Below are 26549 nucleotides of genomic sequence, written 5' to 3'. Positions count from 1 at the left end.
GCTATAGAGGCAATAATTGCGATTCATTGTTGTCATGTCTCTTTCTTTTCCTTTCCGGGAGCTCTTATCTGCTCCGCTTATCTCTTTCTATATCGTATAGTAACACTGGTAAGTTTAGTTGTCTATTAGCCTTGTAGTATAAAAATTCCAAGCTTTTTCCTCAGCTCAATATCCTGGTGTTGCTTCTCAAAGTATGATCTTAGCTTAATCTGCTCGGATCTCTCCTGATAAGAATACTGGTCCGTGACCTGATTTTTCATTGCTACATCGAGCCAATTGAGCCAATTGATTTTCTTAGTAGAATTCAGATGATTGTTGATATCCGGGAGCTCATCCATATCAATGGCAGTCTGTATATAGCTCTTTAGCCTGTTATATGAGCCAAAAGAGCCTGGGCAGGTAATGTTCTTATCATCCATGTATGAGCATAGGGCAAACATCTCTATCTGCGTCGCTTCTTTTGGATCAACATCTTTTACACTGATATTATAAGAGCCATAATCACCAAGCGAGACCGTAATTATAGGATTCTGTTCAGTAGAATTTTCCGAATATCTTGCAATCATTGTCTGGGAAGCATTTGGGCCAACGGCAATTGCAGACATTCCAAGTACTTTACCATCTCCTGCAGATGGCGCCATGGACGTTGTAGATGTCAATTCTACCGCAAAGGGCTTATTCAGAGCACTCGCTGTGACTGCACTGGTTGCAGCTGTCTTATACCAGCTGTGATCATTTCGTCTGTCATAAGAATCAATAGCATAAAAACTCATGCAAGCTCCTTCCTCTCATCAAATAGTTTCTGGATCTTATCTTCGTATTCTTCTTCGGCTTGCTTTTCCTCTTTTTCCTTCAAAGCTTCCTGAATGTCATCCACGTTCACATGAAGAGCTCCGCCACTTGGAAGATAGATTTTAAGCTCCTTTTCCTTCTCATACATATTTCCCAGGGTTATGGCATTCTGCTGATAATCGCATTCAAAAATCACACCATTGTAATTGATGATGCCATTCTTTGCCAGGAAGTTATAAGGACATTTCATCTCACTGGCTTCACTGAGATGAGAACCAAAACATTTAGATGTCTCATCTACGCCTGTATAATTCTCTTTTCCCGCAACAGAATATGTATTGTCCGCATAACGATCAAGTGCCAATGCTGCTATACCCATAATGCAAGCCTCCTAGATGGTAACAAAAAACGTGCCCCTTCATAGGATAATCAATCCATTGAAAAGACACGCATTCCTTTTGCTATCTTATATATCGGTAATTCTCTTTAATTGTTTATACCGCCAACAAAAAAGAATCAGCTCCAAATCCATCTCTGAATTCTTTGCTGATCCTCTCTTTTTCCTTCTTGCGGTTGTAGGCCTTTCCACTTGGAACGCTTCTTGTTACAGGATTTATCTCTCCCCAAGTGCGTCTCTGTTTGGAATGGTACTCTTTTTGCGCTTTCTTACTTCGTTTGTCCAGTGAAACATACTTACTCATTGTCATTCCTCCGTTTCTTCTGCCTTATTCTTTACATAATGAGTAGCATAAAGCTTTTCCATGTATTCATTACCGGTCTTACTGAACCGTAGCTGTTTTGTAGATTTATTCTTTCGTCCCCACTGCTTATAAAATGTGTAGCTGGGCTTTAGATTGTTCTTGGCTGCGTAACGTTTCATCTCCTGGAGAACTGATGCCAGTTTCTTAAGGTTGATATGGCAAACTTTTTCCAAATAAGGAACCTGTCCATTACGCCATTTTTCATAGTCCTCTTTAGAAAGAATCTGCATATCCATCAGTGTCTGAACCGCAGTTGCGTAGCCTATATTATTTAATTGTTGGTACATAGAAGAGCCGACCTTCTTGATCAGTTCGGATTGATTCATTTTTGCTCCTTGTATTCATCCTCCACATTAAGCCTAAATACGCAGCAGCCGTCGATCATGCCTTGATATGTGAATCCAAGGAATCCTTGGTGTAGGAAGCCCACCAGCAACCTCCGGGCATACCGAAATAACTTCATGCCCTTTGATATACTCAGCGACTTTCTCACTGTAGTTGTTGCCACCGCTGTATTTGCAATTCTGCCCTAAGAGGCAGGCGCTAACCATCATTTTCATTACTAAAAGTCCTTGCTAGATTATGTATTCAAAAACATAGCTGTCATAAGTAATATCCATATGATACTTCTTAAATGACGTTTCTTCTTTAACTTGAAATCCAAGCTTTTTCATAAGACCGCATGATGCTTCATTCTCTTTGGCCACCTCTGCTGTGATTGATTTATAAGCCTGTTGTGAAGCCCACTCCACCAGTTTTCCAACAGCCTCAGTAGCATAACCATTTCTCCAAAACTTTTTGTTTATGCAATATCCAATATCTATGCTATTTCCATCATCATTAGGAAATGCGCAGCAAGAACCTATTCTTTTACCATCTGAAACATCTTCAATTACAAAGTAGAACCCATCTTCGCTGTCCTGCAATGTATCTACAGCATTTTGAAACACTTCATCTACATATTCCTCTGTAGGGTCACTTAGATACTTTCCATTATCCTTGTCATACCACATACCGGTACAAAACTCTTTATCTTGTATCTCATAATTTCTAATAGCAATTCTTTCTGCAATTAACTTGTTGTCTAATTTCATTATTTCTAATTATTACCTCTCCCAATCTTAATAATGCCAGAGCAATATGATTTCTGTTCAAATTCGGCCTGCGGGAATGACCGTCTTATTTCGTCAAGAACGAAGTAAATCTCATCCTCATCCCAGCTGTCACCAGCTTCCTATCTATGTCAGATAAGAACTCATGATATCTATGAGTGTGTTGTTGTAAAAGATCACTCTTTTTCCTTAATTGGCTTTTCAGTTCCTAAATACATAAATGGCAAAAACAGGTCTTTTAAGTACTCTGATTTTGTCCAATCTACTTTATGCAAAAAGACTCCGAAAGAGCGTAATGCATTTTGCGGATTTCTTACACTAAAAAAAGTACCAACTGCAGCCTTGTCATACTTGTTAGTTTGTTCCAGTTCCTTAACCAACCCATTTTTTAATGATTCTATAAATTTCTTCACTTCCTGAATCAATTCCTTTTCTTCAGGAATATCATTAAGGGCATTGATAATAACTCTTTCTAAGGCTCCATTTTCATTGGGTGGTATTACTAATAGATATGTGTTTATAATTTTACGCTGTCCAAAAGAATCAACAATATCATTGCTAATCCATTCCCCCGCCCTTATTAAAATGGATTCTAAAGATTTACCGATTTTTCTTCCAACCTTAGCATCGGAATCTTCATCTCTATCTGTTACAACCATCAATGATGCTATTTCTTTTTCAACAAGCATCATGTTTACACGATGTTTCTCAACAAAAGAAGCGAATTTTCCATTACCACCAACCCCGCATAATACTAACTGGTTTTCTTGCTTGGACAGGCTCTCAATGTGCTCATACTCATCATTCGCTGTAATGCCCAACGCATTACTATTCTCATGCTTCCATCCATATATATTTTGCAGATAATAGCTGATCAACCGAACATCAGATACGCCTTCGACAAGAACTATTTCAATCATAAGCGCACCTCAAAATCAAATGCCATCCTGTTATCATACACATATTTCCCAGTAACATTTCTGGCAACTATGTTACTTTCAAATCCATCGCTAAAATCAACCTTCTTCAAAGTAATCACCTTGATTGGATCTTCTTTCTCATTAGAATTCTCATAATTACCATATCTAAGAATTGCATCTATCGCTTCTATGCTGTGAGTTGCAATAAACATCTGAACATTAAACTTTTTGGCCAATTCAAACACTACCGGGAATAGAATATCAAAGTATTTTTTATGCAGCCCAGTCTCAATCTCATCAATCAGTAATATTGAATTAGAAGCGGCATACAGTCTATTGAGAATATATAGTATCTTCTTAATACCATCACCATATACAGAGAAAGGCATTGTTATCCCATTCTTCGTAATTATTGTTTCCAAAAAAGATCCATCATCTGCCTTTGTATAGCATATATCAGCTATATCCTTGTCAAATTGTCTCAAAATATCTATTACCAGCTTTTTGTAATCTAGATCATCCACGATGTTCTGAAGTAGATCATAACGCATATGACCAAAAGAAGGGATATAATGAACTTCTTTCCTAATGTCAGATAAAGATGCTAAAGAATCAAGAGATGTACATCTTATGCCATCCTCCGTTATCTTTTTACCAACCTGTTTAGCAATACTACCTGTAAAGATCTTTGCGTTTTCTGGCAAATATGCCGCCTCTCTTTTGTACTGAGTTTTTTGGCGTGATGACAAAGAGGATATCTGAAGCGCCTCCTCCCCAGAAATCACTTTTTCATTTCCGCTTATTTGAAGGTGTAAAATACCTCTTTTACTTTCCGCAGAGATATCAAATTCTAATTGATCCCTGCTTTCCGCCGCATTGAACATTTTAATAAATGACACATAAAAACTGCTCTTATCCGGACTAAGTACTGTTCTCTGATCTATCACAGGTTTGATCGATCCAAGCTGTGACTTTGCAAACAGCAATTGGATAGCTTCCAATAATGTGGTTTTACCACTATTATTATCTCCGACAATTAGATTAATGTTTGAAAAACCCGAAACAGAAAGTTTCTTAATGCTTCTAAATTGGTTTATTTCAATTGATTTTATATATGCCATAATCAGTAATCTCCATCAAGATGCTCAAAGCTAATAACAAGTTTTGTATGCGTTGCCTCTGCTATTTTTTGTAAAGTCTCAATTTTGGGAACCACCTTACCATTTAATATTTTGCTGATGTTAGATTGAGACATATCAGTTATTCTGCATAGATCTTCTTGAGTGAAATCATTAACATCCATTACTCTTTGTATTTCTTCTGACACTCCCGCTAATACGTTTTTTACTGCTTTATTTGAATCATAATCAATTTTTTGTTCTACACTTGGGCTCTTTAGATTGTTTATCTGCTCTAATATGGTCTTTATTTCTGCATTATTCATATAAGAGGCCTCCTTTTATGTTAAGTATAACATAATTTTTGGCATTTTTCATTATTATTGCTTTCTGTGACATAATCATTCTAAAATATGTCACCAACAGCATATTTTTGTTAGAAACCTCTATCATCTTCGTACTGGTCAAATTCAGTCATTCCCAACAGATCAGATGGCATCTGCAATGCAACGCCTCTGAAGTCAATATCGCTGCCTTCATTGTTTCCATGTAGTTCTCCTGCCAATCAGGAAGGTACTTTCTGAAAAGCTTCCAGTCTTTTTCATTTACGTCCATACTACTCAACCCTCTCAAACAAAATGACTTCTATCCTGAATATCCACATCCAGGCCCTCATCATATAGCAGCTTCTCTATATGCGTAGCTGCATAGTCACCAATTCCAAACACTTGCCACTCCCATCTCTTTTGACGGGCAAGAAGAACAAGCAGCCCAACGTTATCAATTCCCATATTTAAAAGACATGTGATATTATCGGAACTAAGGCCTTTAATACTGCCAAGATCGTCATACACCCGCTTCGACTGTTCATATTTTCCCAAAGTTTCAAATGCTACAGAAAGTCCAACCACGGCTTTCTTATGATTCTTCACAGTTGCCTCATATCCATCTTTGATCCACCGGAAACTAAGATCTCTTTTTTTTCGTCTTTACTTCTGTACCAAAAGCTCCGCCGATAAGTCTTTTTATCTGATCTGCGTTTGCTACTGGGTACAACTCCATAATGTGCTGGGCAATTGCCTTCCCTGACACTTCTGGAATCTCACTGTACCTTGAAGTCACATACTCATACCCCCACAAAGCCTCAGGCTTTGCATAAACAGCTATCGGCCAGCCATAAAGCTCGCCCTTTTTGTTCTTACGCTGTCTGAAATCCTTGACACAAAGATATGTCTTCATCTGAAGGTCAGTAACAGTCCCATCAAAGCCCTTTTCTCCGCCTTTAGCAAAACCAGCCTTCTGCTTGAGATCATTAGAATACAGCTCACCCTCTATATCAAAGCAGTCCATTATCTTTTTCTGGCGCCTTGAAGCCTTCTCATCATCCCAGAGCGCATCAAAATCATATCCATCCCTGCGATAATTCACAAAATATGGAAGCCACTCTTTGGATATGAATCCAGCCTTTTTCTCAAAGAACTTGCCATAAGCAACTTCTCCGCTCCTGGCAATAAGTTCACGCCACTCCCAGGGATCCACTTTAGGATCTCCACACCACCAAAATTCAACTGCAGTGCGCTCCTCAAGTGAAAATCCCGGAATATCATTCTTAAAAAGTGGCAAAAATCCTACTTCATTTATGTAATCAATTGCATCCTGAACTGTATGCAGGCATTCAGGGTCATCCCACTCAACGCCGTACATAATCCAGGTTCCGTTTTCATTTCCCATTGCTCACCTCAAAGCTTACGCCATCCTCTTCTTGATCTCATCTATCAAAGTAATATCCGCCGGAAGCCACTTAACTGAATCAATGGTATCAACATCAAGCCACTTAGCATCCTCAGCTTCTTTTAGCACAAGATCTCCTGATATCAAACTACACCAGTAACACCGCATGGATAGATGAAACTCCGGATAATCATGTTCAATTGTACTAATATACTCATCAACGCTGATCTCTGAATCAAGCTCTTCTCTAATTTCTCTTACTAAAGCATCTTCAGGGCTTTCTCCAGGTTCAACTTTTCCGCCCGGAAATTCCCACCAACCTTTATAATTCCCATAGCCTCTAGCTGTGGCAAAAACTCTTTTACCGTCTCTGATCAGCGCAGCTACTACGTTTATTGTCTTTCTGGAAGTGTCCATAAATGCCTCTTTTTCCCAAATAATCACTCATTCAATTATATAGAAAAAAGGAATCTAGCGCTATATGAGTCGCTAGATTCCATCTATGGTTAATCCTCAACATATTCTCTTGTACCTGATGAATGACTATTCGATTTTGAAGGTTCGTGAAGGGGATTTATTGACTCCTTCACTTATATGGAATGGGAAAGGTGTTTTGGGGAGTATGTTTTAAAAAAAATTTTAAAAATAATTTCAGAAGCAAGATAATTGGCAAAAAAATACAGCTGCACACTCATGCAGCTGTAAAAATCGCAACGAAAATTCTATTTTCTTCCAACAAGCATAACAAGCGTTAGATCCTGTACTTTTTCTTGTAGAAGTGCTAACCCCGCTCAAAATGTGGGCTTAGAAAAAGGACCGGATTTTGCTCCGATCCCATTTTCAGCTCTTATTCAGCTTGCATTATTACCTATCCAAATCTTCGTTATGGCATGCGATTAAGATAAGCAATTATATCTCTTTGGCTTTGAACAAATCATCTAGTGTGACCTGCTTTTGAACAATTCCACTATACTGATTCTGTTCTTATTTATCTTTATCTTTTTTCATACACGCTTTTTTCATGCACCAGCCATCAGGCCTATGATCCGGTCCTATCCCCCTATCATCTGGTCTCATCATCCATGCCATACGGATAAGTTCAATGCTATTCTTTGTTCTTATCCGTACAATATAGCTATCTCTTGTTCCCTGCTCTTCCCTTGTACGGATAAGATTACAGACTATACGCCATCTTATCCGTATATTATGTGGTATAAGAGCTGTCTACTGACCATTTGTACGGATAAGATTGCTCTTTACTAGCTTTTTTATCCGTACATTATCTACCAAAAGAGCTTTTTCTACGCCGTTTGTACGGATAAGATTGCTCTTTACTAGCTTTTTTATCCGTACTTTATCTGCCAAAAAAGCTTTTTCCACGCCGTTTGTACGGATAAGATTGCTCATTACTAGCATTTTTATCCGTACTTTATCTGCCAAAAGAGCTTTTTCTACGCCGTTTGTACGGATAAGATGGCTCATTACTAGCATTTTTATCCGTACTTTATCTGCCAAAAGAGCTTTTTCTACGCGTAAAGAGCGTAACAAAAGAGCCATCGAAGAAATTCCTCTAAAAAGCCAAAATGGAATAGTAGTCCGTGAATAGGACTCATTGATAGCGCATCCGCGCCAAAATTCAAAAGATTGCCACACACCAAATGCCGCGCCGATACTGGGCTGCATTGATCAGGTGTGGTCAAATTGTTGTCAAACAAATAAATTGTTGTCAGAATAATTGCTCTGAAAGCAATATAGCAATAACTGTTCCAACACCAGTAATTATCAACCGGGTATTCATTGGTGCCACATCACTGAGTTCATAGCACAGGAAGAGATTTATAATAGTCACTTAAAGAGCCCGATTCATCACGAACCGGGCTCTTGTCACGTCTCTAACTTATGATTATATTCTATCCATTATCTTTCCGTGTTTTTAAATATTTTTTGTTTTCATACATCCTTCTGTCTGCAGCTTCAAATACTTCAGCCACACTGGTCTCTTTATCATATTTGGCCATACCACAGGCAATGATAAGTCCGCCGTTTAAAAGAGCCTCTTCGTTATGTTGTGTAATTAACTCAACCAGCTCCTCGCTTCGAGCATAATCCTCATCCTGGGAAATAACCACGAATTCATCACCACCAACTCTGTAGACAGGACTGCGTTTAAAGGTTCGACAGATTATTTCGCAAGCATCACATATACATTTATCCCCTGCTTCATGTCCTTCTGTATCATTAATCCTCTTCAGATCATTTACATCCAGTACCACAATGGCGAACTCAGGCTGACGATGTTCCTGAATTCTCCCATTCATCAGATTCTCTCTTTCCTTATAAGCATTTTTATTTTTAATACCGGTAAGAGCATCTACTTCAGCCATATTTTGTACAAGCGCAAGCTTTTCAGTATATTCTCGCTTAATACGCATTGCATCTGTAACATCCTGACACAGTCCTAACAGGCACTCTCTGCCTGTATCATCTGTAAATTTAAGCTTTGTAGTCTGAAACTGCCTGGGGTTCCCTGCAGCATCAGGAACGTCTTCGTAGAAGATATATGGTCTGTCCATCGCAAGTGCTTTCTTATCATCCTCAATAAAATGAAGCGCAGTATCTTCGTCAAAGATTTCTAAATCAGTCCGGCCCACAACTCCCTCTGGAGTATCTTTATGAGCATAATCAGCAAATGACTGATTACATGCTAGATATTTCCCGGTATCAACATCTTTTGAAAATGTCATGGCAGGCATATTAGTTAAAAGATCTGAAACCGACTTCTTCAGACTCAGTATCTTTCTATTTGCATCAGCCTCTTTCCTAAGACGCTCATTCTCCTGTTGGAGTCTTCTATATTCACCTGATATATCCTCATTCTCATTCAATTCATCACCAACAAAGGCTCCTTGATCCGTGTACCAGATGAATGCAAGTCGTGTTCCATCTTCTTTATAGATATGTTTGCCGTAGGAATGAATTATTCTATACTCCCCATTCCTTTTTATTCTGTAGATCACATCATAGACGTCACCTTCTGTTACAAACCGGTAAACCGCATCATTTATGGAAGGTATATCATCCGGATGTGCATCACGATACATATCGTTATCCATCAGATCATAGATTTCTTTTTTATCCATGCCTTTGTATCCGGACAGTTCAAAAAAGCCCTCAGACAGAACTATCGTAACCACTCTCTTATCTACAGACTGGTAAATTGCAAAGGGTATGGGACTGTTTTCTAAAAGTTTTAATTCCTCATCACTATATCTGTACTTTTCCATTAGAAATACCTCCACACATAAGAAGCCATCGCTCCATCTATCATCTGCTTTCCATTACTTATGCTCGTTTATCGTAATCAAGCTCTTTATCAAATGCCTTTTCAAAATCCTCTACCGGCATTGGTTTGAAGAAATAATACCCTTGCATCTCCTGGCAACCTCTATCTTTTAAGAAATCAGCCTGATCTTTGGTCTCTACTCCTTCTGCAATCAGCTTCATTCCTAGTAGCTCTACCAATTTGATCACCTGCGTGATTATGATACGGCTCTTTTCCATATCTCCAGCTCCAGTAAGAAAATGGAGATCCATTTTAATACGATCAACAGGAACTTCTTTGAGCATATGCAGTGATGAGTATCCGCTTCCAAAATCATCCATTTCTACCTGGAAGCCATATTCACGAAGTTCAGAAGTTGTTTTAATCAGGAAAGCTGGGCTTTCAACATATGCCGTTTCTGTTATCTCAATCCTTAGCTGTTCCGGATCAAGATCATATTTCTTGGTAAGTTCATAGAAAATTCCCGGAATACTCCTGTCTTCTCTTATGTCTGAGCGGGAAAGGTTTATTGAAACAGATCGACGCTTGCCTTCCTGATTCCAACGGTGAAGATCCTGACATACTTTATCCCATACATAGCTGTCCAGATCAAAAATCATTCCTGTTTCTTCTAATACGGGAATAAACACTCCCGGAGAAATCCAGCCACGTTTTGCATGTTTCCAACGGCAGAGAGCTTCCGCACCACTTATCGTGCCAGAAGTATAATCCACCTGTGGCTGATACCATACCTGTATTTCGCCTTCTTGGAGAGCCGCTGGTAGATGTCCACTTATGTCAACTATCTGCTTACCCTTTTCCCACTGCTCAGGGTTGTAGAATTCATATCCTGTCTTTAATGTTTCCCTTACTTTCTTCTCAGCCATTCTGGCATAATCAAGCATTCGATCCACATCAATGTTTTTGTGGTCTTCCGGAGTAATCGCAAAAACACCGGTACATATCTGAAGCTGGATCTCTTTTCCTCTATCTATAAAGTAATTTCTGAGAGGCTCAAAAACTTCTTTTTCATCGCGACCCATCTGCTCCGCATCAGTAAATTTCCGAAGCACTGCAAATCTGTCTCCGTTAATTCTTCCCATTGCTTCCTCATCCGAGAAAGTCGCAGTTGCCCTTTCAGCCCAGAAGCGCAAAAGGTCATCTCCAGTCTTCCTTCCCATACTTTCATTTATGAATTTGAAGTTCTTAATATTGCTAAAGGAAAGAAGATACTGGTTCTCCGGATGTGTAACAAGCAGTTCCTCGACACGCTTCTTAAAGCCCTCCAGATTCAACACCCCTGTAAGTGGATCTTTTTCAGTCAGTTCACGTATCTTTTCTTCATGTTGTCTATATATAGCCTTCTGCTTGTGAACAATAGCTATAATAAATAAGATGAAAAATATCGTTCCCAGTATCAAAAGATATCTGTATTCAAAGAGATAGTCCCAAAAGTCATTTTGATACAGGCGTCTTGAAGTATAATCCAGAACAATTGCCTGCTTACGTGTATCAGTAAGCTTGTCAATACCTTCATTAAGCCTGTCAACTACCACTCTTCCTTCAGGTGTATCGAGTGTCCCTGCACGAAAGTCCATGGAAAACATGGTGGCAGGCTGAACTTTCAGATCCGAATATGAAGGCTTCTGTAAAACATAGCTCCACACATAGGAATTATGCATCAATGCATCTACTTCGCCTGATCTAAGTGCCTTGACACACTCAGGCATCGTATCATAAAGTGTAATCTCTATTCCCGGATAAAGCTGCTTAACTGTTTCTACTCCTCCAGCAAGGGAACTGAGCATTCCAATATGGCTTTCATGTAATGCAGGGAGTTTTTTATCGCCCTTTGTAACCATAGTAAATGGCGTCTGAATAAGATTCTCCGTTACAATAGTCTCTTTTCCGGACGAACTCTTGATTGCACTGCCAAAGGGCATAATGATGTCATATTCAGGATTATCCAAGGCATCTTTATTTGTTTTTTCTGTGATAACCTTAAAAGACGCACTATATCCTGCTTCTTCTGCAGCAGCGCGCATGAGATCAATGCCTATCCCCACGGTCTCTTTTGTCTCAGGGTCCAAATAAAATACAGGGCATCTGTCAGCAGGAACTCCTATGACAATACTGTCTGCATCATTATTTCCCGCATTAACTGAAACTGTAATTCCCAAAAAGGCCAGAGTGAATAAGCATATTAAAAAGATTGAATAGCGTTTTATATTCTGCATTATTTTCATGCAGCGCACCATCCCTCAATGATTTCAGAAACAAAAATGCATGGAGACAGAATTTATCCCCATGCACGTACATTATATCATTATTATGGTGCAAAAAAATGCGGTTTATAGCATTTTTATAAATACAATTATACTAATTGTTTACTTCCCACAGTAAATCTTTATTGCCTGATATACAAATTCTGCGGTTCCTTTGCCGCCCATCTTGTCGATGTTCTCAGTGAATTCTCCGCCACCGGCATACATCTTACCAAGGCCGTAAAGAATCTCATCGGTGCATTTATACATCATTTCTGACAACTCATGAATAATCATACATGTTTTCAGACAAAAATAAAATAGCATTATTATGCTGCATCATAGTATTTTTCTTTTTTATTACAGAAACCTCTGCATATACTTCCATAGTCGTCCTAATGTCTGAATGCCCCATAATGTCCTGGATAACTTTGATATTAGTTTCAACCTCGCACAATCTTGCGCAAAATGTGTGTCTTATCACATGGGTAGAAAAATGCGGAACTCTAGTCCCATCGCCTGATTTCTTCTGTAAGTTATTCGCATTACATGCCAACCTCATATTCTCAATTGCATTATTAAGATTCTGAAAGTTCATGAGCTTTCCTTCTTTATTTACAAATATAAAGTCATCTAATCCGTCTATCACGACCTTAGGCCAGCCTTCTTTTTCCTGTTTTTTATATATTCTGTCAAATGCATCATACACCTCATCCAACATAGGAATTATCCGCTTTCCTGCAGCAGTCTTCGTAACGGATATATGATATGGACACCCCTTCTCTCTTACATTTCTAACAACAGCATGGTCAACTGTAATTGTCCTATTGGCAAAATCAATATTTTCCCACAAAAGTCCAAACATCTCGCTTGAACGCAAGCCCGTTCCAAAAAGGATTATCACAATATCCCTCCACTTTTCGCAAGCCGGGTCTGTTCTTACATAGTTCAAAAAAGTTGCTTGCTGCTCAGGCGTTAACGCTCTTCGAATTCCTTTTGTTATCTTCTCATTTCTTTTTAGTTCTTTGAGCGAATTATTCGCAGGATTTCTTTGCAGCACTCCGTCATCTACCAACATTTGAAAAGTTGGATAAATAACATTTTGAATATTATCCATTGTGCTAATGCTAAAGCCCTGATCAAATAATGATTTATATAAAAAGACCAACTCCGAATGAGTATACTCTCCAACCTGCTTTGTTCCAAACACTGGTCTGACATATCTGTCATAAACATAGTAATAGCTATCGCGGGTATTTGCTTTGAGATTTCTTTTTCCAAGCATATAAAAATCAAACGCCTCATTCAAAGTAATCATACCTGCTCTGTAAGCACTTGAACATACTCGCATGATTCCTAAAGTGTCTTCTTTTTTTCTTCGCAATTCAGGCAGCGTTCGTGCATAAAGATGACAGGTTTTCCCAGTAGCATCCGTATATTGAAACTCATACCTGTCATCATTGTTTCTGAACAATTCTCCTTTATAAAGAACATTCCCCAAATAATCTCTTCTTATCATATAAGCCTCCGTTCAACATAGTTATTGAGTGAAGTTTCCTATATCAGCTCTCATTTCACCACATAAAATCTTATGTTTACATCTTTTATTGAGCTTATATTTCTCAGTCATTTTTAAATCCAAGTACCGATAATATGGCGAAAATATTGTACCAATTAGTAGCTATTTTTCCCCGCTCAATGAGTGATAATGTGTTCTTATCCATGAAAAGATCAAACTCGCTATAAAGTATGTCCAGCATTTTTTCCTGTGTTAGATTCTGTTGTTTTCTTCTGTTCTTGATAAAGCTGCCCAATTCTTTTACCATTTCTGCCTTTGACTTATTTTTCATAATGTACCTTCCTTTCTCTAAAAGGTACAACACTACACATTTGAATAGTAGTCTGTCAAATTATGCGCAAGAACTTTTTTGTTCAATAATTACAAAAAATCATGATATGGCAAGTGATTATTTTCTACGTCAAAAGGGATAGTGCAAAAACACTATCCCTCTGAAAAGTCGCATAACTACTGCGTTTTTTTATTATTTATTTATTGAAGCTTTTAAGTGTCGGGAACAACAACACGTCTCTGATTGCCGCAACTTTTGTTAGTAACACCCCAAGCATATCTATTTCGTAACCTATAACTCCTTATAATTGTAACACTCAGAAAAAGCATCTATATAATCTCCCTTATGCTCTTTTCGAATTCTCTTATGTTGAACGGACATCCATCCTCTTCAAAAGTCAGGATGAGATTCTTCCCCACAAAAATTCCGTTTCTTCTATATTCCTCTATCTTGCGCAGATTCTTTTTCCGATATTTCTCATCATCCATCCTGCCAAGGTGCTCATGATATATAACTTCTCTCGTCCTCTTGTTAAGTAATGTAAAATCAGGGTATTTGATGACACCGCTCTTGAGCCGCAGCTCGCACTCATATCTGTATGGAACTCCAATCTCAAAGTACATATCCGCAATCACCATCTCCGACTTGGATCGCACCATCTCATCACGCCTGGTTGTATATATTTTTTCCTCTGGTTTATAAGTGCTGATGCGGAATTGTTCCTCGCTCCATCTTCTAGCATACTCATCATCACTTATCAAAAGTGGAGACACGAGTATTTTTCTTTCCTTCTTGAGACTGTCATATACCGCCTCCGGAGTAATAATTCCCTGATTATCTTCCTTTGTTTTTGGAAAGTTGGCGCCTGCACCTATAGCTCTTTTTACAATTGTTAGTTCTTCCTGCGCTACATTAATAATCTTTTTCAGATAATCCTTCTGCGCCAGCTCTTGTGCTATCTTGAAGTCGCTTTTTTTGATGTATTTCCCGTGAGTATCGGCAGAGTCAATAATCTTGTAATACTGCGGATTCCCCCTACAGTACGAAATCCGCAGCTTTCCCTCTGGCAATTTCTCAATCTTTTTATTTGCTATGGCTATACTCGCTTCCAGTTGCACCTTTCTTTTTTGTAATTCACCAATTATCTCATTGTAATTTGTCATAAATTTTCCTTTCCTGTTCTTATTTATCTTTATCTTTTTTCATACACGCTTTTTCATGCACCAGCCATCAGGCCTACGATCCGGTCCTATCATCTGGTCCCATCATCCTTTCATCTGGTCCCATCATCCTTTCATCTGGTCCTATCATCCATGCAATACGGATAAGTTCAATGCTATTCTTTGTTCTTATCCGTACAATATAGCTATCTCTTGTTCCCTGCTCTTCCCTTGTACGGATAAGACAGCTCATTACTAGCTTTTTTATCCGTATATTATGTGGTATAAGAGCTGTCTACTGACCGTTTGTACGGATAAGACAGCACTTTACTAGCATTTTTATCCGTACTTCATCTGCCAAAAGACCTTTTTCCTCGCCTTTTGTACGGATAAGATTGCACTTTACTAGCACTTTTATCCGTACATTATCTGTCAAAAGAGCCGTAAAGAGCTTTTTACACGCGTAAAGAGCGTAACAAAAAAGCGTAACAAAAGAGCCATCGAAGAAATCCCTCTAAAAAGCAAAAATGGAATAGTAGTCCGTGAATAGAACTCATTGATAGCGCATCCGCGCTGAAATTCAAAAGATTGCCACACACCAAATGCCGCGCCGATACTGGGCTGCATTGATCAGGTGTGGTCAAATTGTTGTCAAATAAATAAATTGTTGTCAGAATAATTGCTCTGAAATCCGCATAAACACTGGATTTCAGAGCAATAATGATTTTAGATGTATTTAAGTGTTCTAAAAAAATTTCAAATCAAAAATCTCCGCAAAGCCGCATGAATACTGGGCTTTACTTATCAAGAGATTTTAGGGTTGGAAAGAGCAGTACATCACGAATACCTGCACTGTTAGTCAACAACATGCAAAGTCTGTCGATACCGTAGCCGATACCGCCTGTTGGTGGCATACCGATCTCAAGGGCATTGAGGAAGTCTTCATCTGTGTGCTCTGCTTCTTCGTCGCCGGCAGCTGCGTTAGCATCCTGAGCTGCGAAACGCTCACGCTGATCGATAGGATCGTTAAGCTCTGAATAAGCGTTACACATCTCCCAAGTATTGATGAAGAGCTCGAAACGCTCAACCTTCTCAGGATCTGAAGGTTTCTTCTTGGTAAGAGGTGAAATTGCAAGAGGATGATCCATGATAAATGTAGGCTGGATCAGTTTCTCTTCGCAGAACTCTTCGAAGAAGAGGTTGATGATGTCGCCCTTAGTGTGACGATCTTCAAATTCTACACCACGCTCTTTAGCAATTGCCTTAGCTTCTTCGTCAGTTGCAACTGCATCGAAGTCTACGCCTGCGTATTTCTTGATTGCGTCGTTCATTGTAAGACGCTCAAATGGCTTTCCAAGGTCGATGATATTGTCGCCGTAAGGAATCTGTGTTGTGCCACAAACCTTTTCAGCAAGGTAACGGAACATGCTCTCTGTAAGTTCCATCATACCCTCGTAATCTGTATATGCCTGATAGAGCTCCATAAGTGTGAACTCTGGGTTATGTCTTGTGTCTGTACCTTCGTTTCTGAATACACGGCCAATCTCGAAAACTCTCTCCATGCCGCCAACGATAAGTCTCTTGAGGTAAAGCTCAAGGGAGATACGAAGCTTTCTCTCTTCATCAAGAGCATTGTAATGTGTGAAGAATGGTCTTGCAGCTGCGCCACCTGCATTCTCAACAAGCATAGGAGTCTCTACTTCCATGAAATCTCTGTCTGCAAGGAAGTTACGAATTTCTCTGATGATAGCTGATCTCTTCTTGAATGTCTCCTTAACATCTTCATTCATGATGAGGTCAACGTATCTCTGTCTGTAACGAATTTCTGTATCAGTAAGTCCATGGAACTTCTCAGGAAGTGGCATAAGAGACTTGGATAAAAGAACCAGCTCCTTAACATGAACTGAGATCTCACCTGTCTTTGTTCTGAAAGCAAAGCCCTTAACACCGATGATGTCACCGATATCCATTTTCTTGAAATCAGCATAAGCCTCGTCTCCAAGATCGTTTCTTGAAACATAGAGCTGCATGCGGCCATCTCTGTCCTGAAGGTTAGCAAAAGAAGCCTTACCCATTACACGCTTGCTCATCATACGGCCTGCAAGTGAAACAAGCTTCTCTGAAGGTATATCAGAAAGAGGAACTACTACTGCCTTACCCTCTTCGTCTACAGGAGGAACAAACTCCAATGAATCAAAGTTGTCTCTAATCTCCTTTGTATGATGTGTCTGATCGTATTTTACGATCTGGAAAGGATCTCTTCCTGCTGCCTGAAGCTCAGAAAGCTTATCTCTTCTAACCTGACGAAGACGTCCAACGTCTTCCTGTGGTGCATTGTTGTTCTGCTGATTATTCTCTGCCACTTGATTTCCTCCTTATGAGCATGTATATGCTATATTCTTGATTAGTGATTGGGTACGATATAAAGAGCCAGCAAGTCTTCTGACCGCTGGCTCATAAATTACATCTCTGCAATACTCAGAGGCCGATAGTTTTATCAGTTCTCTGATCTCTCAATTCCAAGTACTTTGTACTTAAGAACACCAGCCTGTGTCTCTACAGAAACTGTCTGTCCTTTTTTAGCACCGATAAGAGCTCTTCCAACCGGTGACTCGTTTGAAATCTTACCCTTAAGGCTGTTTGCCTCTGATGAACCTACGATCTTGTATTCAAGATCCTCATTGAACTCAAGGTCACGAATCTTAACTTTACAACCGATGCTGATCTTGTTGAGGTCTACATCCTCTTCTACAACAACTTCTGCGTTCTTAAGGATTTTCTCGAGGGCTTCGATTCTAGCCTCGATGTCACGCTGTTCGTCTTTTGCTGCATCATACTCAGCATTCTCAGAAAGGTCGCCCTGTTCTCTAGCTTCCTTGATCTTTTCAGCTACTTCTTTACGCTTAACTACCTTTAACTCATGAAGCTCATCTTCATACTTTTTAAGTCCTTCATAAGTTAATATGTTTTTCTTTTCTTCCATTATGATATTCCCTACCCTTCATAAAGATTGAATAATAAATCTATATAAAAGCATTTGCTAAACAAGCTACTTTTAACTTTGCCATTATACAGTCTATAACTATTCATGTCAATGAAACATAAACACTATTTTAGACAATTTTCTAAACATTTAATAATTGCCTTAAAGCATTATTTCTGCACAGGCTTTTTTCAGGGAATCCATGTCTTCCATCTGGTTTATCTGATTCCTGAATTTGGCACTTCCCGCCATTCCTGTTGTGTACCAGGAAACATGCTTTCTCATCTCTCTAATTCCGATATAATCGCCCTTGTACTTAAGCTGCAGGTCCGCATGTCTTATGACGGTATCGTAGACTTCCTTATTGGTCGGGCGTGGACAAGTCGTTCCTGTTTCAAAAAAGCTCTTTATCTCTCTGAATATAAATGGATTGCCCTGAGCTGCTCTTGCGACCATTACGCCGTCGCACCCTGTCTCATCAAACATTCTCTTTGCGCTCTCTCCATCTACCACATCGCCGTTTCCGATAACAGGGATCTTAACTGCCTCTTTCACCTGTCTGATGATTGACCAGTCGGCCTTCCCTGAGTAATACTGCTCTCTGGTTCTTCCGTGAACTGCAACTGCTGCCGCTCCGCCTTCCTGCGCAGCCAGTGCGCACTCTACCGCGTTGATACTCTTATCATTAAAGCCTTTTCTTATCTTAACCGTGACAGGTCTGTCAGAAACTTCCACAAGTGCAGCCACGATCTTCTGTATCAGTTCCGGATTTTTCATAAGGGCTGAGCCCTCACCATTGCCAACAACTTTGGGAACAGGACAGCCCATGTTTACATCCAGGATATCGTAAGGTCTGTCCTTTATCATCTCTACTGCCTGCTGCATTACCTCTGGTTCGGAGCCAAAGAGCTGAAGGGATACCGGATGCTCATCCTCATGAATATCCATCAGCATTCCGGTGTTCTTATTTTTATAGGTAATGGCCTTGGCGCTTACCATTTCCATGCACACAAGCCCCGCGCCCATTTCTCTGCATAACAGACGAAAAGGCAGGTCCGACACACCTGCCATTGGTCCAAGTATTATATTATTATCAAGGGTTACGTTGCCAATCTGTAACTTGCCGTATCCGCTCATCTTTCTCCTATCTAATGTAGTTCTGCTAACGCTTTGCTCGCCAGAATAAGCCCCGCTCACGCAAATCCTGGATCTGCTATCTCAGTCTTCATCCAGGATATCAGCCGGATTCTCATGAAGAACATAAATCCTGTAGTAGAGTCCAAGAGCCTCGAAGAGGTCCTGTCTCTTTCTTCTTACTTCTCCCACCAAAAGACCTGCTGTGATCTCGTCGTATGTGATGTCCTCTTCATCGGCGTTTGTCTCGATGCTGATGTTTCCATCCTCTTCAAATACGATTGTGAAGATTCCACCTGCTTCCTGGGTAAAAAGAACACTGATGATATTCAGCTCTTTTTTAATGCTCTCAGGAATCTCTTTGAATAAGGGATTAAAATAGTATTTCTGCTCGTAGGCATTGGCTCCGCAAAGAACTATCCTTCCGCCTGCTGCCTCCTCGAAGACTCTTCCCTTATTGGTCTTTTGCATTTCATCTATCTTGAGGTCTTCTTTTTCCTCAAATTCTTTTTTGTACTCGTTTTCAAAATCCTGTGCGCTCATTTTTTAACTCCAATTATTCCGGTCTGTCACCATCTTCAAATTCGTGAAGCTGAGGTTTGCTCTTTCTGTTTTTCTCATATAAAATCTGAAGTCCCCTGAGTGTAAGGGTTGGGTCGTAGACATCTATCTCTTCTGTTTCATCAGCAATGATCCTGCCAAGGCCTCCCGTTGCAACTACCTTCATGTCAGTATAGCCGGAAGCTTTTTTCATCTCATTAACAATGTACTTGGTCTGGCCAATCTGCCCGTATATGAGTCCCGCCTGCATGCTGGAGATTGTCTCTTTTGCCAGGATGCTCTCGGGCTTTTTGATCTCAACTTCAGGGAGCTTTGCTGTGTCCTCCCAAAGGGCTTTTGCTGATATTCTGATTCCCGGCGATACCACTCCGGTAAAAAACTCGCCTTTTTCATTTACAATAATATAAGTAGTTGCGGTTCCAAAGTCAATGATAAGTACAGGACCGCCATAAAGTTCAAATCCGGCAACAGCGTCAACGATAAGGTCCGGACCGGCTTCTCTTGGATTATCAATCTTAACTTTGATTCCTGTTTTGATGCCGGGGCCAACGATATATGGCTTTCTGCCCAGGTATTTCAGAATAGAATTCACGAGAGCATGCATAACCTGAGGCACAACACTTGCGATCATTACGCCTTCGATATCTTCTTTTTTAATATTGTTCAGGTTCAAAAGAGATATGAGGTTAAGTCCATATTCATCAGATGTATGAGAGATCTGTGAGATCATTCTAAATGAAGTAACAAGCTTCTCTCCTGAATATACGCCAAACGTAATATTTGTATTTCCAACATCAATTACAAGAATCATTTCTTTCTCCTATTGTCTAAAAAAGAATATTCACACGTAGCTGTAAAGTCCTCTGACTGTGACCTCTCCGCCGTTTATGATGCGCTCCTTACCATCATTAGTAACAACGATGAGGGCTCCTTCATTGGTAATACCTCTTGCGACAGCTTCGTACTCGCCTTTGGGGTCAAGCACTCTAACGTGTTTATCTATATTAATAAGTCTATTTTCATATTGCTCTTTTAAAAGAGACATGTCAAAAGTCTTATTGTATTTTTCATAGTTATCTTCAAAACATTTCATACAGTTGGCAACAACCGCGTTTCTGTCCGTCATGATACCTGTCTCAGAAAGGATCGACCCGGCTATGTCTTTTATGGAATCAGGGAAATCTCTCATATTGACGTTTATTCCAACGCCTATCACCACGTCATTTATGGTGTTGTCACTCTTCATATGAAGTTCAGTGAGAATTCCGCAGATCTTTTTACCTGCAATGACTACGTCATTTGGCCATTTGATCAGGGGAAAAACCTTTACTTCAGAAAGGAGCTGTCTTGAAATATCAACGTCAGTTCTTTTGCCAAGCTGCTGGTCTTTTGCCTGAACTATAGCATTTTCTATGCCCTCAGCCACTGAAAGTCCCATAATAAGAGTCAGCATGGATATCTTCTCAGGTGGAGCATCAGGTCTTATCAAGAGGCTCATGGCAATATTGGTTCCGCTTGGTGTCTCCCAGCTACGACCCCGGGATCCTCTGCCAACTGTCTGTTTGTCAGCCACCACAAGAGTTCCATGTGGCGCGCCTTCTTCGCCCAGTTTTTTGGCATCGTTATTTGTTGAATCTGTTACATCCTTGTAGACAAGATTACGGGCAGCCCATTTTGTATGGAGCTGCCCTTCAATATTTTCTTTAGTTAACATTTTCAGGCTTCCTTTAAAGTAGCATACATCACTGCTTTGATAGTGTGCATACGATTTTCTGCCTCTTCGAAAACGATCGATCTGTCGGATTCAAAAACTTCGTCAGTTACTTCCATTTCATCGAGGCCATATTTATTCTTTATGTCCTTACCAATGCCTGTGTTAAGATCATGGAATGATGGAAGACAATGCATAAATACACAATTTTTACCTGCATTATTCATAATATCCATAGTTACGCGATAGGGTTCAAGGTCTTTTATTCTCTCTTCCCAAACTTCATCCGGCTCTCCCATAGATACCCAGATGTCTGTATAAATAACATCTGCCCCCTTTGTTCCCTCCAATGGATCCTCTGAAAAATCAATTACTGCGCCTGTCTGTGCTGCTATTTCCTGACAAGTCTTAACAAGCTCCTCTGATGGGAAATACTTCTTATTGGATACCGCAGTGAAATGCATTCCGAGTTTTGCACACAGAACCATTAGTGAGTTACCTGTATTGTATCTTGCATCGCCCATATATACAAGATGTATTCCTGAAAGCTTTCCAAAGTGCTCTTTTATGGTCAGTGCATCAGCAAGCATCTGTGTTGGGTGAAACTCATTAGTAAGTCCGTTCCATACGGGCACTTTGCTGTATTTGGCTATAGTCTCAACTATTTCCTGCTCAAATCCACGGTACTCGATTCCATCAAACATTCCTGCCAAAACCCTTGCGGTATCTGCAATGCTCTCTTTTTTCCCAATCTGAGAATCGCTTGGATTTAGATATGTCGAACCCATTCCAAGATCGTGAGCAGCTACTTCAAAAGCACATCTGGTACGAGTACTGGTCTTTTCAAAAATAAGAGCTATGTTCTTGCCCTTTAAAACATCAGTAAGTACACCATTTTTCTTTTTCTCTTTTAACTCTGCTGCAAGATCAACAAGATAAAGGATCTCCTCTGGTGTGTAGTCCAACAGTTTCAAAAAGTCGCGTCCGAATAAATTCATATCTCATCCTCCGTTCTTCTGGAAATAGTATAAGGGATTGCTACTGCAATCCCTTATATATTAGCATAAATATTCATTTATGTGAATGATTTTGAATAAATATTCAATTTTTATGCATTACCAGAATACATGCGCCCCGATAATAATACCTTCTCTTCCGTTGATCCTTCTGAAGTGAAGGGCTGTACCAACAGTTGTTTCACCATTTATAGCTGCCTGAGCTGCCTGATAGTTAGTATCAGAAATCTTGCCACTGTTGTATACCTTGGCAACTGTTCCGTTAAGTGCCGGTGTGAACTGACCTGATGCATAAATAACACTGTAAATGCTGCTAGGATAAGCTCCGCTCTTAACACGGTTCATAACTACCGCACCTACCGCAACTCGTCCTTCATATGGCTGGTTACCTGCCTCGCACTGGATAAGTGCTGCAAGAAGTTTAACTTCATCTGCGTCTGCGCTTACAGCGCCTGTGTTCTTTGTGAGGGCTTTCTTTTTCTCTTCTTCCTCACGGATCTTGATCGCTGCTATTGTTTCACCCTGGTCTATCTTGAACTCAGTGGTAACATACTCTGACTGAACATATCCTGTCTCGTCGTTGTAATCAACGCTGATCCAACCATTTCCAAGGTCCTCGATCATATCTACAAAGGCTTTTTCACCAAGAACTCCGATGATCTCTGAGTCCTCTGACGCCTCGCTTCTAACGTTTAGAGCACTGCTCTGGCTTGTTACAAGCTGTTTACCTACATCAGATGCAAGTTTTTCAGCATCTTCACCGAATAAAAGATACTCATCCTTGGCCCATCCGATCAGGTCGCCTGACTGCAGCTTAGTCCAACCGTCTTTTCTCTCGAGAATTTTTCCTCCGCAGTCCTTATAAAGAACTCCGACTTTCTGAGCGTCCTCTGAGGGTTCTTCTCTTACATTCATAGCCTTGCCCACATTGGACATGACTAAGGTTGATTCAGTCTCTTCTGAAGATGAGGCAGAGCTTGCTTCAGTAGATTTCTCCACGCTTGCCGCTACCTTAACTTCTGTAGCTGTCACATCAATTCCCAAAGGTGTCATCGGACTAACAATGTTAGAAATGCCCGCAGAAACAGAAATGCTGTTAGCTCCTCCACCTGCATGTACCGTCATCACATGGGAATCAAATAGAACTAAGATGAGACCGCAAATCATGATAAGTCTCATTATCCCACGGGATAACTCTAGCTTTTTTTTCATATCTTTGCTTTCCTCTTTGCTACCCTAGCGATCGCCTGGGTAAATGTTACGAAAATATTTCAACTTGTTACCAAGTCGAAAACACTCTGAAAGAGATATTAACAAACATATGATTTTTTGTCAAATACTGCGGCTTTTTTCAATACAGGCCTGGACTGCGTCCATTACTGTTCCTCTGAATCTCTCCTTTTCAAGGACGTGTACAGCTTCGATAGTTGTACCTGAAGGAGAGCATACCATGTCTTTTAACTCACCCGGGTGTTTGCCTGTTTCAAGAACCATTTTGGCGCTTCCGAGAACTGACTGTGCTGCAAACTCATAGGCCTGCTTTCTGGGCATTCCTCCTGCAACCGCAGCATCTGCCATTGCTTCGATGAAAAGAAATACATAAGCAGGTGATGAACCGCTAATACCTACTACTACGTCCATCATAGATTCCGGAACTGTGTAGGCTTTTCCAAAGCTCTCCAAAAGTTCGATAACGAAATGGAAGTCATCATCTGTAACGAGATCATTTCTACAAACTGCAGAGCAGCCTTCCAAAACAAGAGCCGGTGTGTTAGGCATTACTCTTATGATCTTAACCGGTTTCTCGAACTCTTTTGCCAGCCAGTTAATAGTCTTTCCGGCTGCGATGCTGACAATGATCTTGCTGTCATCTACGCTGTCCATGATGTCCGCAATAACAACCTTAAGATACTGTGGCTTAACTGCAAGGATGATGATGTCTGCATCCTTGGCTACTGCTTCGTTAGAGCTTCTTGTCTGAATTCCGTACTTGTTTGCAACCTTTGCTCTTGTGGTCTCAGTTGCCGCTGTTCCTATGATCTCATTTGGTCCCATAAGTCCCTTGGCTAAGATGCCACCAATCATGGCCTTTGCCATGTTTCCAAGTCCGATAAAACCTATTGTCATTTTAATTACCCCCTTCTTTGTCTTGATGCTTCAAATGTAAGTATTGCCGCTGATGTTGCAGCATTCATTGATTCAACTTCACCCTTCATTGGTATCAGAATGTACTCAGTTGCTGCATCCGCAGTCTCTTTTGTAAGGCCATTGCCTTCATTTCCTACCAAAAAAGCTGTGGGCTTCGTATAGTCGAATTCATCATAGTTTTTGGTTCCTTTAAGATGCGCAGCATAAGTATTTATGCCATTTGCAGAAAGTTTTTTTATCATTTCTGCAAGGTTTTCTACATATATAAAAGGCATTCTGAAAATTGAGCCCATGGTGGATCTGATGACTTTTGGATTGTAGATATCTGCTGAGCCTTTGCTGAGGATAACTCCGGTTACGCCCGCGCCTTCGCCCGAACGAAGCATTGTTCCAAGATTTCCCGGATCCTGAATGTTCTCAAGGATAAGAATAAGTGGCTTAGCACCTTCATCGTCCTTATTATAGCCCTCCAAAACTTCCTCTTCTGTGTAGTGATACTGGGAAACTACCGCCAGAACGCCCTGAGGTGTCTGAGTGTCTGCCATTTTTTTCATGACATCATCTGAAACTTCCTCTGCACCATATCTCCAAAGGATCTCTTTATCTTCCTCAGTAGCCTTATCAAGAAATCTTCCTGTCACATAGACTTCTCTTACCTGAAGAACAGGCGCCTCTCTGAGCATTTTCATGCCTTCAATGACAAAGACATCTCCGTCCTTGCGGGCCTTGCTCTTTTGCACATAGGCTACTACCTGTTTTACTCTATCGTTATTAGTACTTGTTATCATTATCTTTCCTCTTATTCCACTTACCCGATTAGTGTATATAGTATAACACATTAAACAAAGGATAAAAAAACGGCGGATATAAAAAATCCGCCGTTGAATCATTTCGTTATAAAATATGCTATTAAAGAATACGTGCAATTTCGTACATATACTCGTTAATATTCTTTTTCATTGCAAGAGCTTCGTCAATATCGTAGTCAACGAACTGGCCATTGCGATATCCTACAACTCTGTTTGTCTTGCCTGCTGCAAGGATATCTGCTGCATAGCATCCCATCATTGAAGCATATACACGGTCCTTACATGTTGGGCTACCACCACGCTGCATGTAACCAAGGATAGAAGCTCTTGTCTCAAGACCTGTTGCAGCCTCAATTCTACGAGCCATTGATGTTGAATGTCCGATACCCTCGGCATTTACGATGATGTGGTGTGTCTTACCTTTCTTACGGTTATCAATGATATTATCAATGATGCGCTGCTCATTGTAATCATACTTTTCAGGAAGAAGGATATCATCAGCTCCGTTAGCGATTGAGCACCAAAGAGCGATGTAACCTGCATGACGTCCCATAACTTCTACGATACTAACTCTCTCATGTGATGAAGATGTATCACGGATTTTGTCGATAGCTTCCATAGCTGTGTTGATAGCTGTATCAAATCCGATTGTATAATCTGTGCAGGAAATATCAAGGTCGATTGTTCCAGGGATACCTACTGTGTTGATGCCCTGCTGTGAAAGCTTCTGAGCACCTCTGTAAGAACCGTCACCACCGATAACGATAACTCCATCTATACCATGCTTACGGCAAATCTCAGCTCCCTTAGCCTGTCCCTCAGGTGTTGTGAACTCCATGCAACGTGCTGTTCCAAGGATTGTACCACCGCGCTGGATAATATCGGATACGCTTCTTCTGTCCATATCAATGATTTCTTCATTGAGAAGACCCATGTATCCTTTTTTGATACCCTTAACCTTAAGACCATTAGCTAAAGACTTACGAACAACTGCTCTAATCGCAGCATTCATTCCAGGTGCGTCACCACCACTTGTTAATACGCCGATTGTTTTTATCTGCTTTGCCATATGATTTCCTCGATTCCTATAATGCAATACCTTAACACAAAAATTATTGATAAATTTATGACATTTTTTCTACAATATATTAGCGCAA

The 26549-nt window shown here is 40.2% G+C and carries 31 protein-coding genes and 1 pseudogene; all 32 read right to left on the bottom strand.

All coding sequences use genetic code 11. The annotated features are described in order from the left end of the window. Positions 1-125 precede the first annotated feature (125 nt). Positions 126-773: a hypothetical protein gene (locus C4S54_RS16195; protein WP_242973724.1), complete on the bottom strand. Its 648-nt coding sequence runs from the start codon at positions 771-773 to the stop codon at positions 126-128. Next, positions 770-1171 (bottom strand): hypothetical protein, encoded by a 402-nt coding sequence (locus tag C4S54_RS02880; protein WP_103868193.1) that lies wholly within the window; start codon positions 1169-1171, stop codon positions 770-772. Before C4S54_RS02880 ends, C4S54_RS16195 begins: the two co-directional genes overlap by 4 nt. A gap of 115 nt (positions 1172-1286) precedes the next feature. Further along, positions 1287-1493: a hypothetical protein gene (locus C4S54_RS02875; RefSeq protein ID WP_103868192.1), complete on the bottom strand. Its 207-nt coding sequence runs from the start codon at positions 1491-1493 to the stop codon at positions 1287-1289. 2 nt (positions 1494-1495) lie between these two features. Next, entirely contained in the window at positions 1496-1879 is a 384-nt protein-coding gene (locus C4S54_RS02870; protein WP_103868191.1) for a hypothetical protein, read from the bottom strand. Positions 1880-1957: 78 nt separating this feature from the next. Then, positions 1958-2113 (bottom strand): annotated as a pseudogene (locus C4S54_RS02865) (DUF523 domain-containing protein); the annotation flags it as partial. Between the two features lie 15 nt (positions 2114-2128). Then, positions 2129-2647, bottom strand: a complete 519-nt coding sequence (locus tag C4S54_RS02860) for a GNAT family N-acetyltransferase (RefSeq protein ID WP_103868190.1) — start codon at positions 2645-2647, stop codon at positions 2129-2131. A gap of 194 nt (positions 2648-2841) precedes the next feature. Further along, positions 2842-3585 carry a DUF3226 domain-containing protein gene (locus C4S54_RS02855; RefSeq protein WP_103868189.1) on the bottom strand — a complete coding sequence of 248 codons (744 nt, stop codon included), beginning with the start codon at positions 3583-3585 and terminating at the stop codon, positions 2842-2844. Further along, on the bottom strand, positions 3582-4706 hold the full coding sequence (locus tag C4S54_RS02850) for an AAA family ATPase (RefSeq protein WP_103868188.1): 1125 nt from the start codon (positions 4704-4706) through the stop codon (positions 3582-3584). The genes C4S54_RS02855 and C4S54_RS02850 overlap by 4 nt, the downstream gene beginning before the upstream one ends. 2 nt (positions 4707-4708) lie before the next feature. After that, on the bottom strand, positions 4709-5029 hold the full coding sequence (locus C4S54_RS16190; protein ID WP_103868187.1) for a helix-turn-helix domain-containing protein: 321 nt from the start codon (positions 5027-5029) through the stop codon (positions 4709-4711). Positions 5030-5177: 148 nt separating this feature from the next. Continuing rightward, the gene (locus tag C4S54_RS15900; RefSeq protein ID WP_160110656.1) at positions 5178-5318 is read right to left on the bottom strand and encodes a hypothetical protein; all 141 of its coding nucleotides are present in this window, start codon (positions 5316-5318) and stop codon (positions 5178-5180) included. 14 nt (positions 5319-5332) lie between these two features. After that, complete coding sequence (locus C4S54_RS02840) at positions 5333-5635, bottom strand: hypothetical protein (RefSeq protein ID WP_103868186.1); 303 nt, start codon at positions 5633-5635, stop codon at positions 5333-5335. A gap of 34 nt (positions 5636-5669) precedes the next feature. Next, entirely contained in the window at positions 5670-6434 is a 765-nt protein-coding gene (locus C4S54_RS02835) for an AlkZ-related protein (protein WP_103868185.1), read from the bottom strand. 15 nt (positions 6435-6449) lie between these two features. Continuing rightward, positions 6450-6851, bottom strand: coding sequence for a (deoxy)nucleoside triphosphate pyrophosphohydrolase (locus tag C4S54_RS02830; RefSeq protein ID WP_103868184.1), 402 nt, complete (start codon positions 6849-6851; stop codon positions 6450-6452). An 807-nt stretch (positions 6852-7658) separates the two neighbouring features. After that, on the bottom strand, positions 7659-7991 hold the full coding sequence (locus C4S54_RS02825) for a hypothetical protein (protein WP_103868183.1): 333 nt from the start codon (positions 7989-7991) through the stop codon (positions 7659-7661). 353 nt (positions 7992-8344) lie between these two features. Further along, positions 8345-9718 (bottom strand): diguanylate cyclase domain-containing protein, encoded by a 1374-nt coding sequence (locus C4S54_RS02820; RefSeq protein ID WP_103868182.1) that lies wholly within the window; start codon positions 9716-9718, stop codon positions 8345-8347. Positions 9719-9776: 58 nt separating this feature from the next. Continuing rightward, complete coding sequence (locus tag C4S54_RS02815; RefSeq protein ID WP_103868181.1) at positions 9777-12002, bottom strand: EAL domain-containing protein; 2226 nt, start codon at positions 12000-12002, stop codon at positions 9777-9779. Between the two features lie 141 nt (positions 12003-12143). Next, complete coding sequence (locus tag C4S54_RS02810) at positions 12144-12293, bottom strand: TipAS antibiotic-recognition domain-containing protein (RefSeq protein ID WP_330405561.1); 150 nt, start codon at positions 12291-12293, stop codon at positions 12144-12146. Between the two features lie 10 nt (positions 12294-12303). After that, positions 12304-13539, bottom strand: coding sequence for a site-specific integrase (locus C4S54_RS02805; protein ID WP_103868179.1), 1236 nt, complete (start codon positions 13537-13539; stop codon positions 12304-12306). Between the two features lie 103 nt (positions 13540-13642). Beyond that, a complete protein-coding gene (locus C4S54_RS02800; protein ID WP_103868178.1) occupies positions 13643-13870 on the bottom strand; it encodes a helix-turn-helix domain-containing protein in 228 nt (75 codons plus the stop codon). A gap of 329 nt (positions 13871-14199) precedes the next feature. Continuing rightward, entirely contained in the window at positions 14200-15033 is an 834-nt protein-coding gene (locus tag C4S54_RS02795) for a hypothetical protein (protein ID WP_103868177.1), read from the bottom strand. A 73-nt stretch (positions 15034-15106) separates the two neighbouring features. Beyond that, positions 15107-15283, bottom strand: coding sequence for a hypothetical protein (locus C4S54_RS15895; RefSeq protein WP_160110655.1), 177 nt, complete (start codon positions 15281-15283; stop codon positions 15107-15109). A gap of 544 nt (positions 15284-15827) precedes the next feature. Next, entirely contained in the window at positions 15828-17393 is a 1566-nt protein-coding gene (lysS, locus tag C4S54_RS02790) for a lysine--tRNA ligase (RefSeq protein ID WP_022775874.1), read from the bottom strand. Between the two features lie 134 nt (positions 17394-17527). After that, entirely contained in the window at positions 17528-18013 is a 486-nt protein-coding gene (gene greA, locus C4S54_RS02785) for a transcription elongation factor GreA (RefSeq protein ID WP_022775872.1), read from the bottom strand. Between the two features lie 162 nt (positions 18014-18175). Then, positions 18176-19150, bottom strand: coding sequence for a tRNA dihydrouridine synthase DusB (gene dusB, locus C4S54_RS02780; RefSeq protein WP_103868176.1), 975 nt, complete (start codon positions 19148-19150; stop codon positions 18176-18178). Between the two features lie 81 nt (positions 19151-19231). Next, positions 19232-19690, bottom strand: coding sequence for a DUF6145 family protein (locus C4S54_RS02775; RefSeq protein ID WP_242973723.1), 459 nt, complete (start codon positions 19688-19690; stop codon positions 19232-19234). Positions 19691-19703: 13 nt separating this feature from the next. Then, positions 19704-20519, bottom strand: a complete 816-nt coding sequence (locus C4S54_RS02770) for a type III pantothenate kinase (protein WP_103868175.1) — start codon at positions 20517-20519, stop codon at positions 19704-19706. Positions 20520-20549: 30 nt separating this feature from the next. Further along, positions 20550-21422, bottom strand: a complete 873-nt coding sequence (locus C4S54_RS02765; protein WP_103868174.1) for a biotin--[acetyl-CoA-carboxylase] ligase — start codon at positions 21420-21422, stop codon at positions 20550-20552. A 2-nt stretch (positions 21423-21424) separates the two neighbouring features. Continuing rightward, positions 21425-22417: an ornithine carbamoyltransferase gene (argF, locus tag C4S54_RS02760; RefSeq protein ID WP_103868173.1), complete on the bottom strand. Its 993-nt coding sequence runs from the start codon at positions 22415-22417 to the stop codon at positions 21425-21427. A gap of 117 nt (positions 22418-22534) precedes the next feature. Continuing rightward, positions 22535-23647: a cell wall hydrolase gene (locus tag C4S54_RS02755; RefSeq protein WP_103868172.1), complete on the bottom strand. Its 1113-nt coding sequence runs from the start codon at positions 23645-23647 to the stop codon at positions 22535-22537. Positions 23648-23767: 120 nt separating this feature from the next. Continuing rightward, the gene (proC, locus tag C4S54_RS02750; RefSeq protein ID WP_103868171.1) at positions 23768-24562 is read right to left on the bottom strand and encodes a pyrroline-5-carboxylate reductase; all 795 of its coding nucleotides are present in this window, start codon (positions 24560-24562) and stop codon (positions 23768-23770) included. A 5-nt stretch (positions 24563-24567) separates the two neighbouring features. Then, positions 24568-25371 (bottom strand): TrmH family RNA methyltransferase, encoded by an 804-nt coding sequence (locus C4S54_RS02745; protein WP_022775862.1) that lies wholly within the window; start codon positions 25369-25371, stop codon positions 24568-24570. A 121-nt stretch (positions 25372-25492) separates the two neighbouring features. Continuing rightward, the gene (gene pfkA / locus C4S54_RS02740) at positions 25493-26461 is read right to left on the bottom strand and encodes a 6-phosphofructokinase (RefSeq protein ID WP_022775861.1); all 969 of its coding nucleotides are present in this window, start codon (positions 26459-26461) and stop codon (positions 25493-25495) included. Between the last annotated feature and the right edge of the window lie 88 nt (positions 26462-26549).

This window comes from Butyrivibrio sp. Su6, from assembly GCF_900108105.1.
Taxonomy (GTDB): Bacteria; Bacillota; Clostridia; order Lachnospirales; family Lachnospiraceae; genus Butyrivibrio.
Note: the sequence above shows the minus strand (reverse complement) of the source record. Positions and strands in the feature narration are given on the sequence as shown.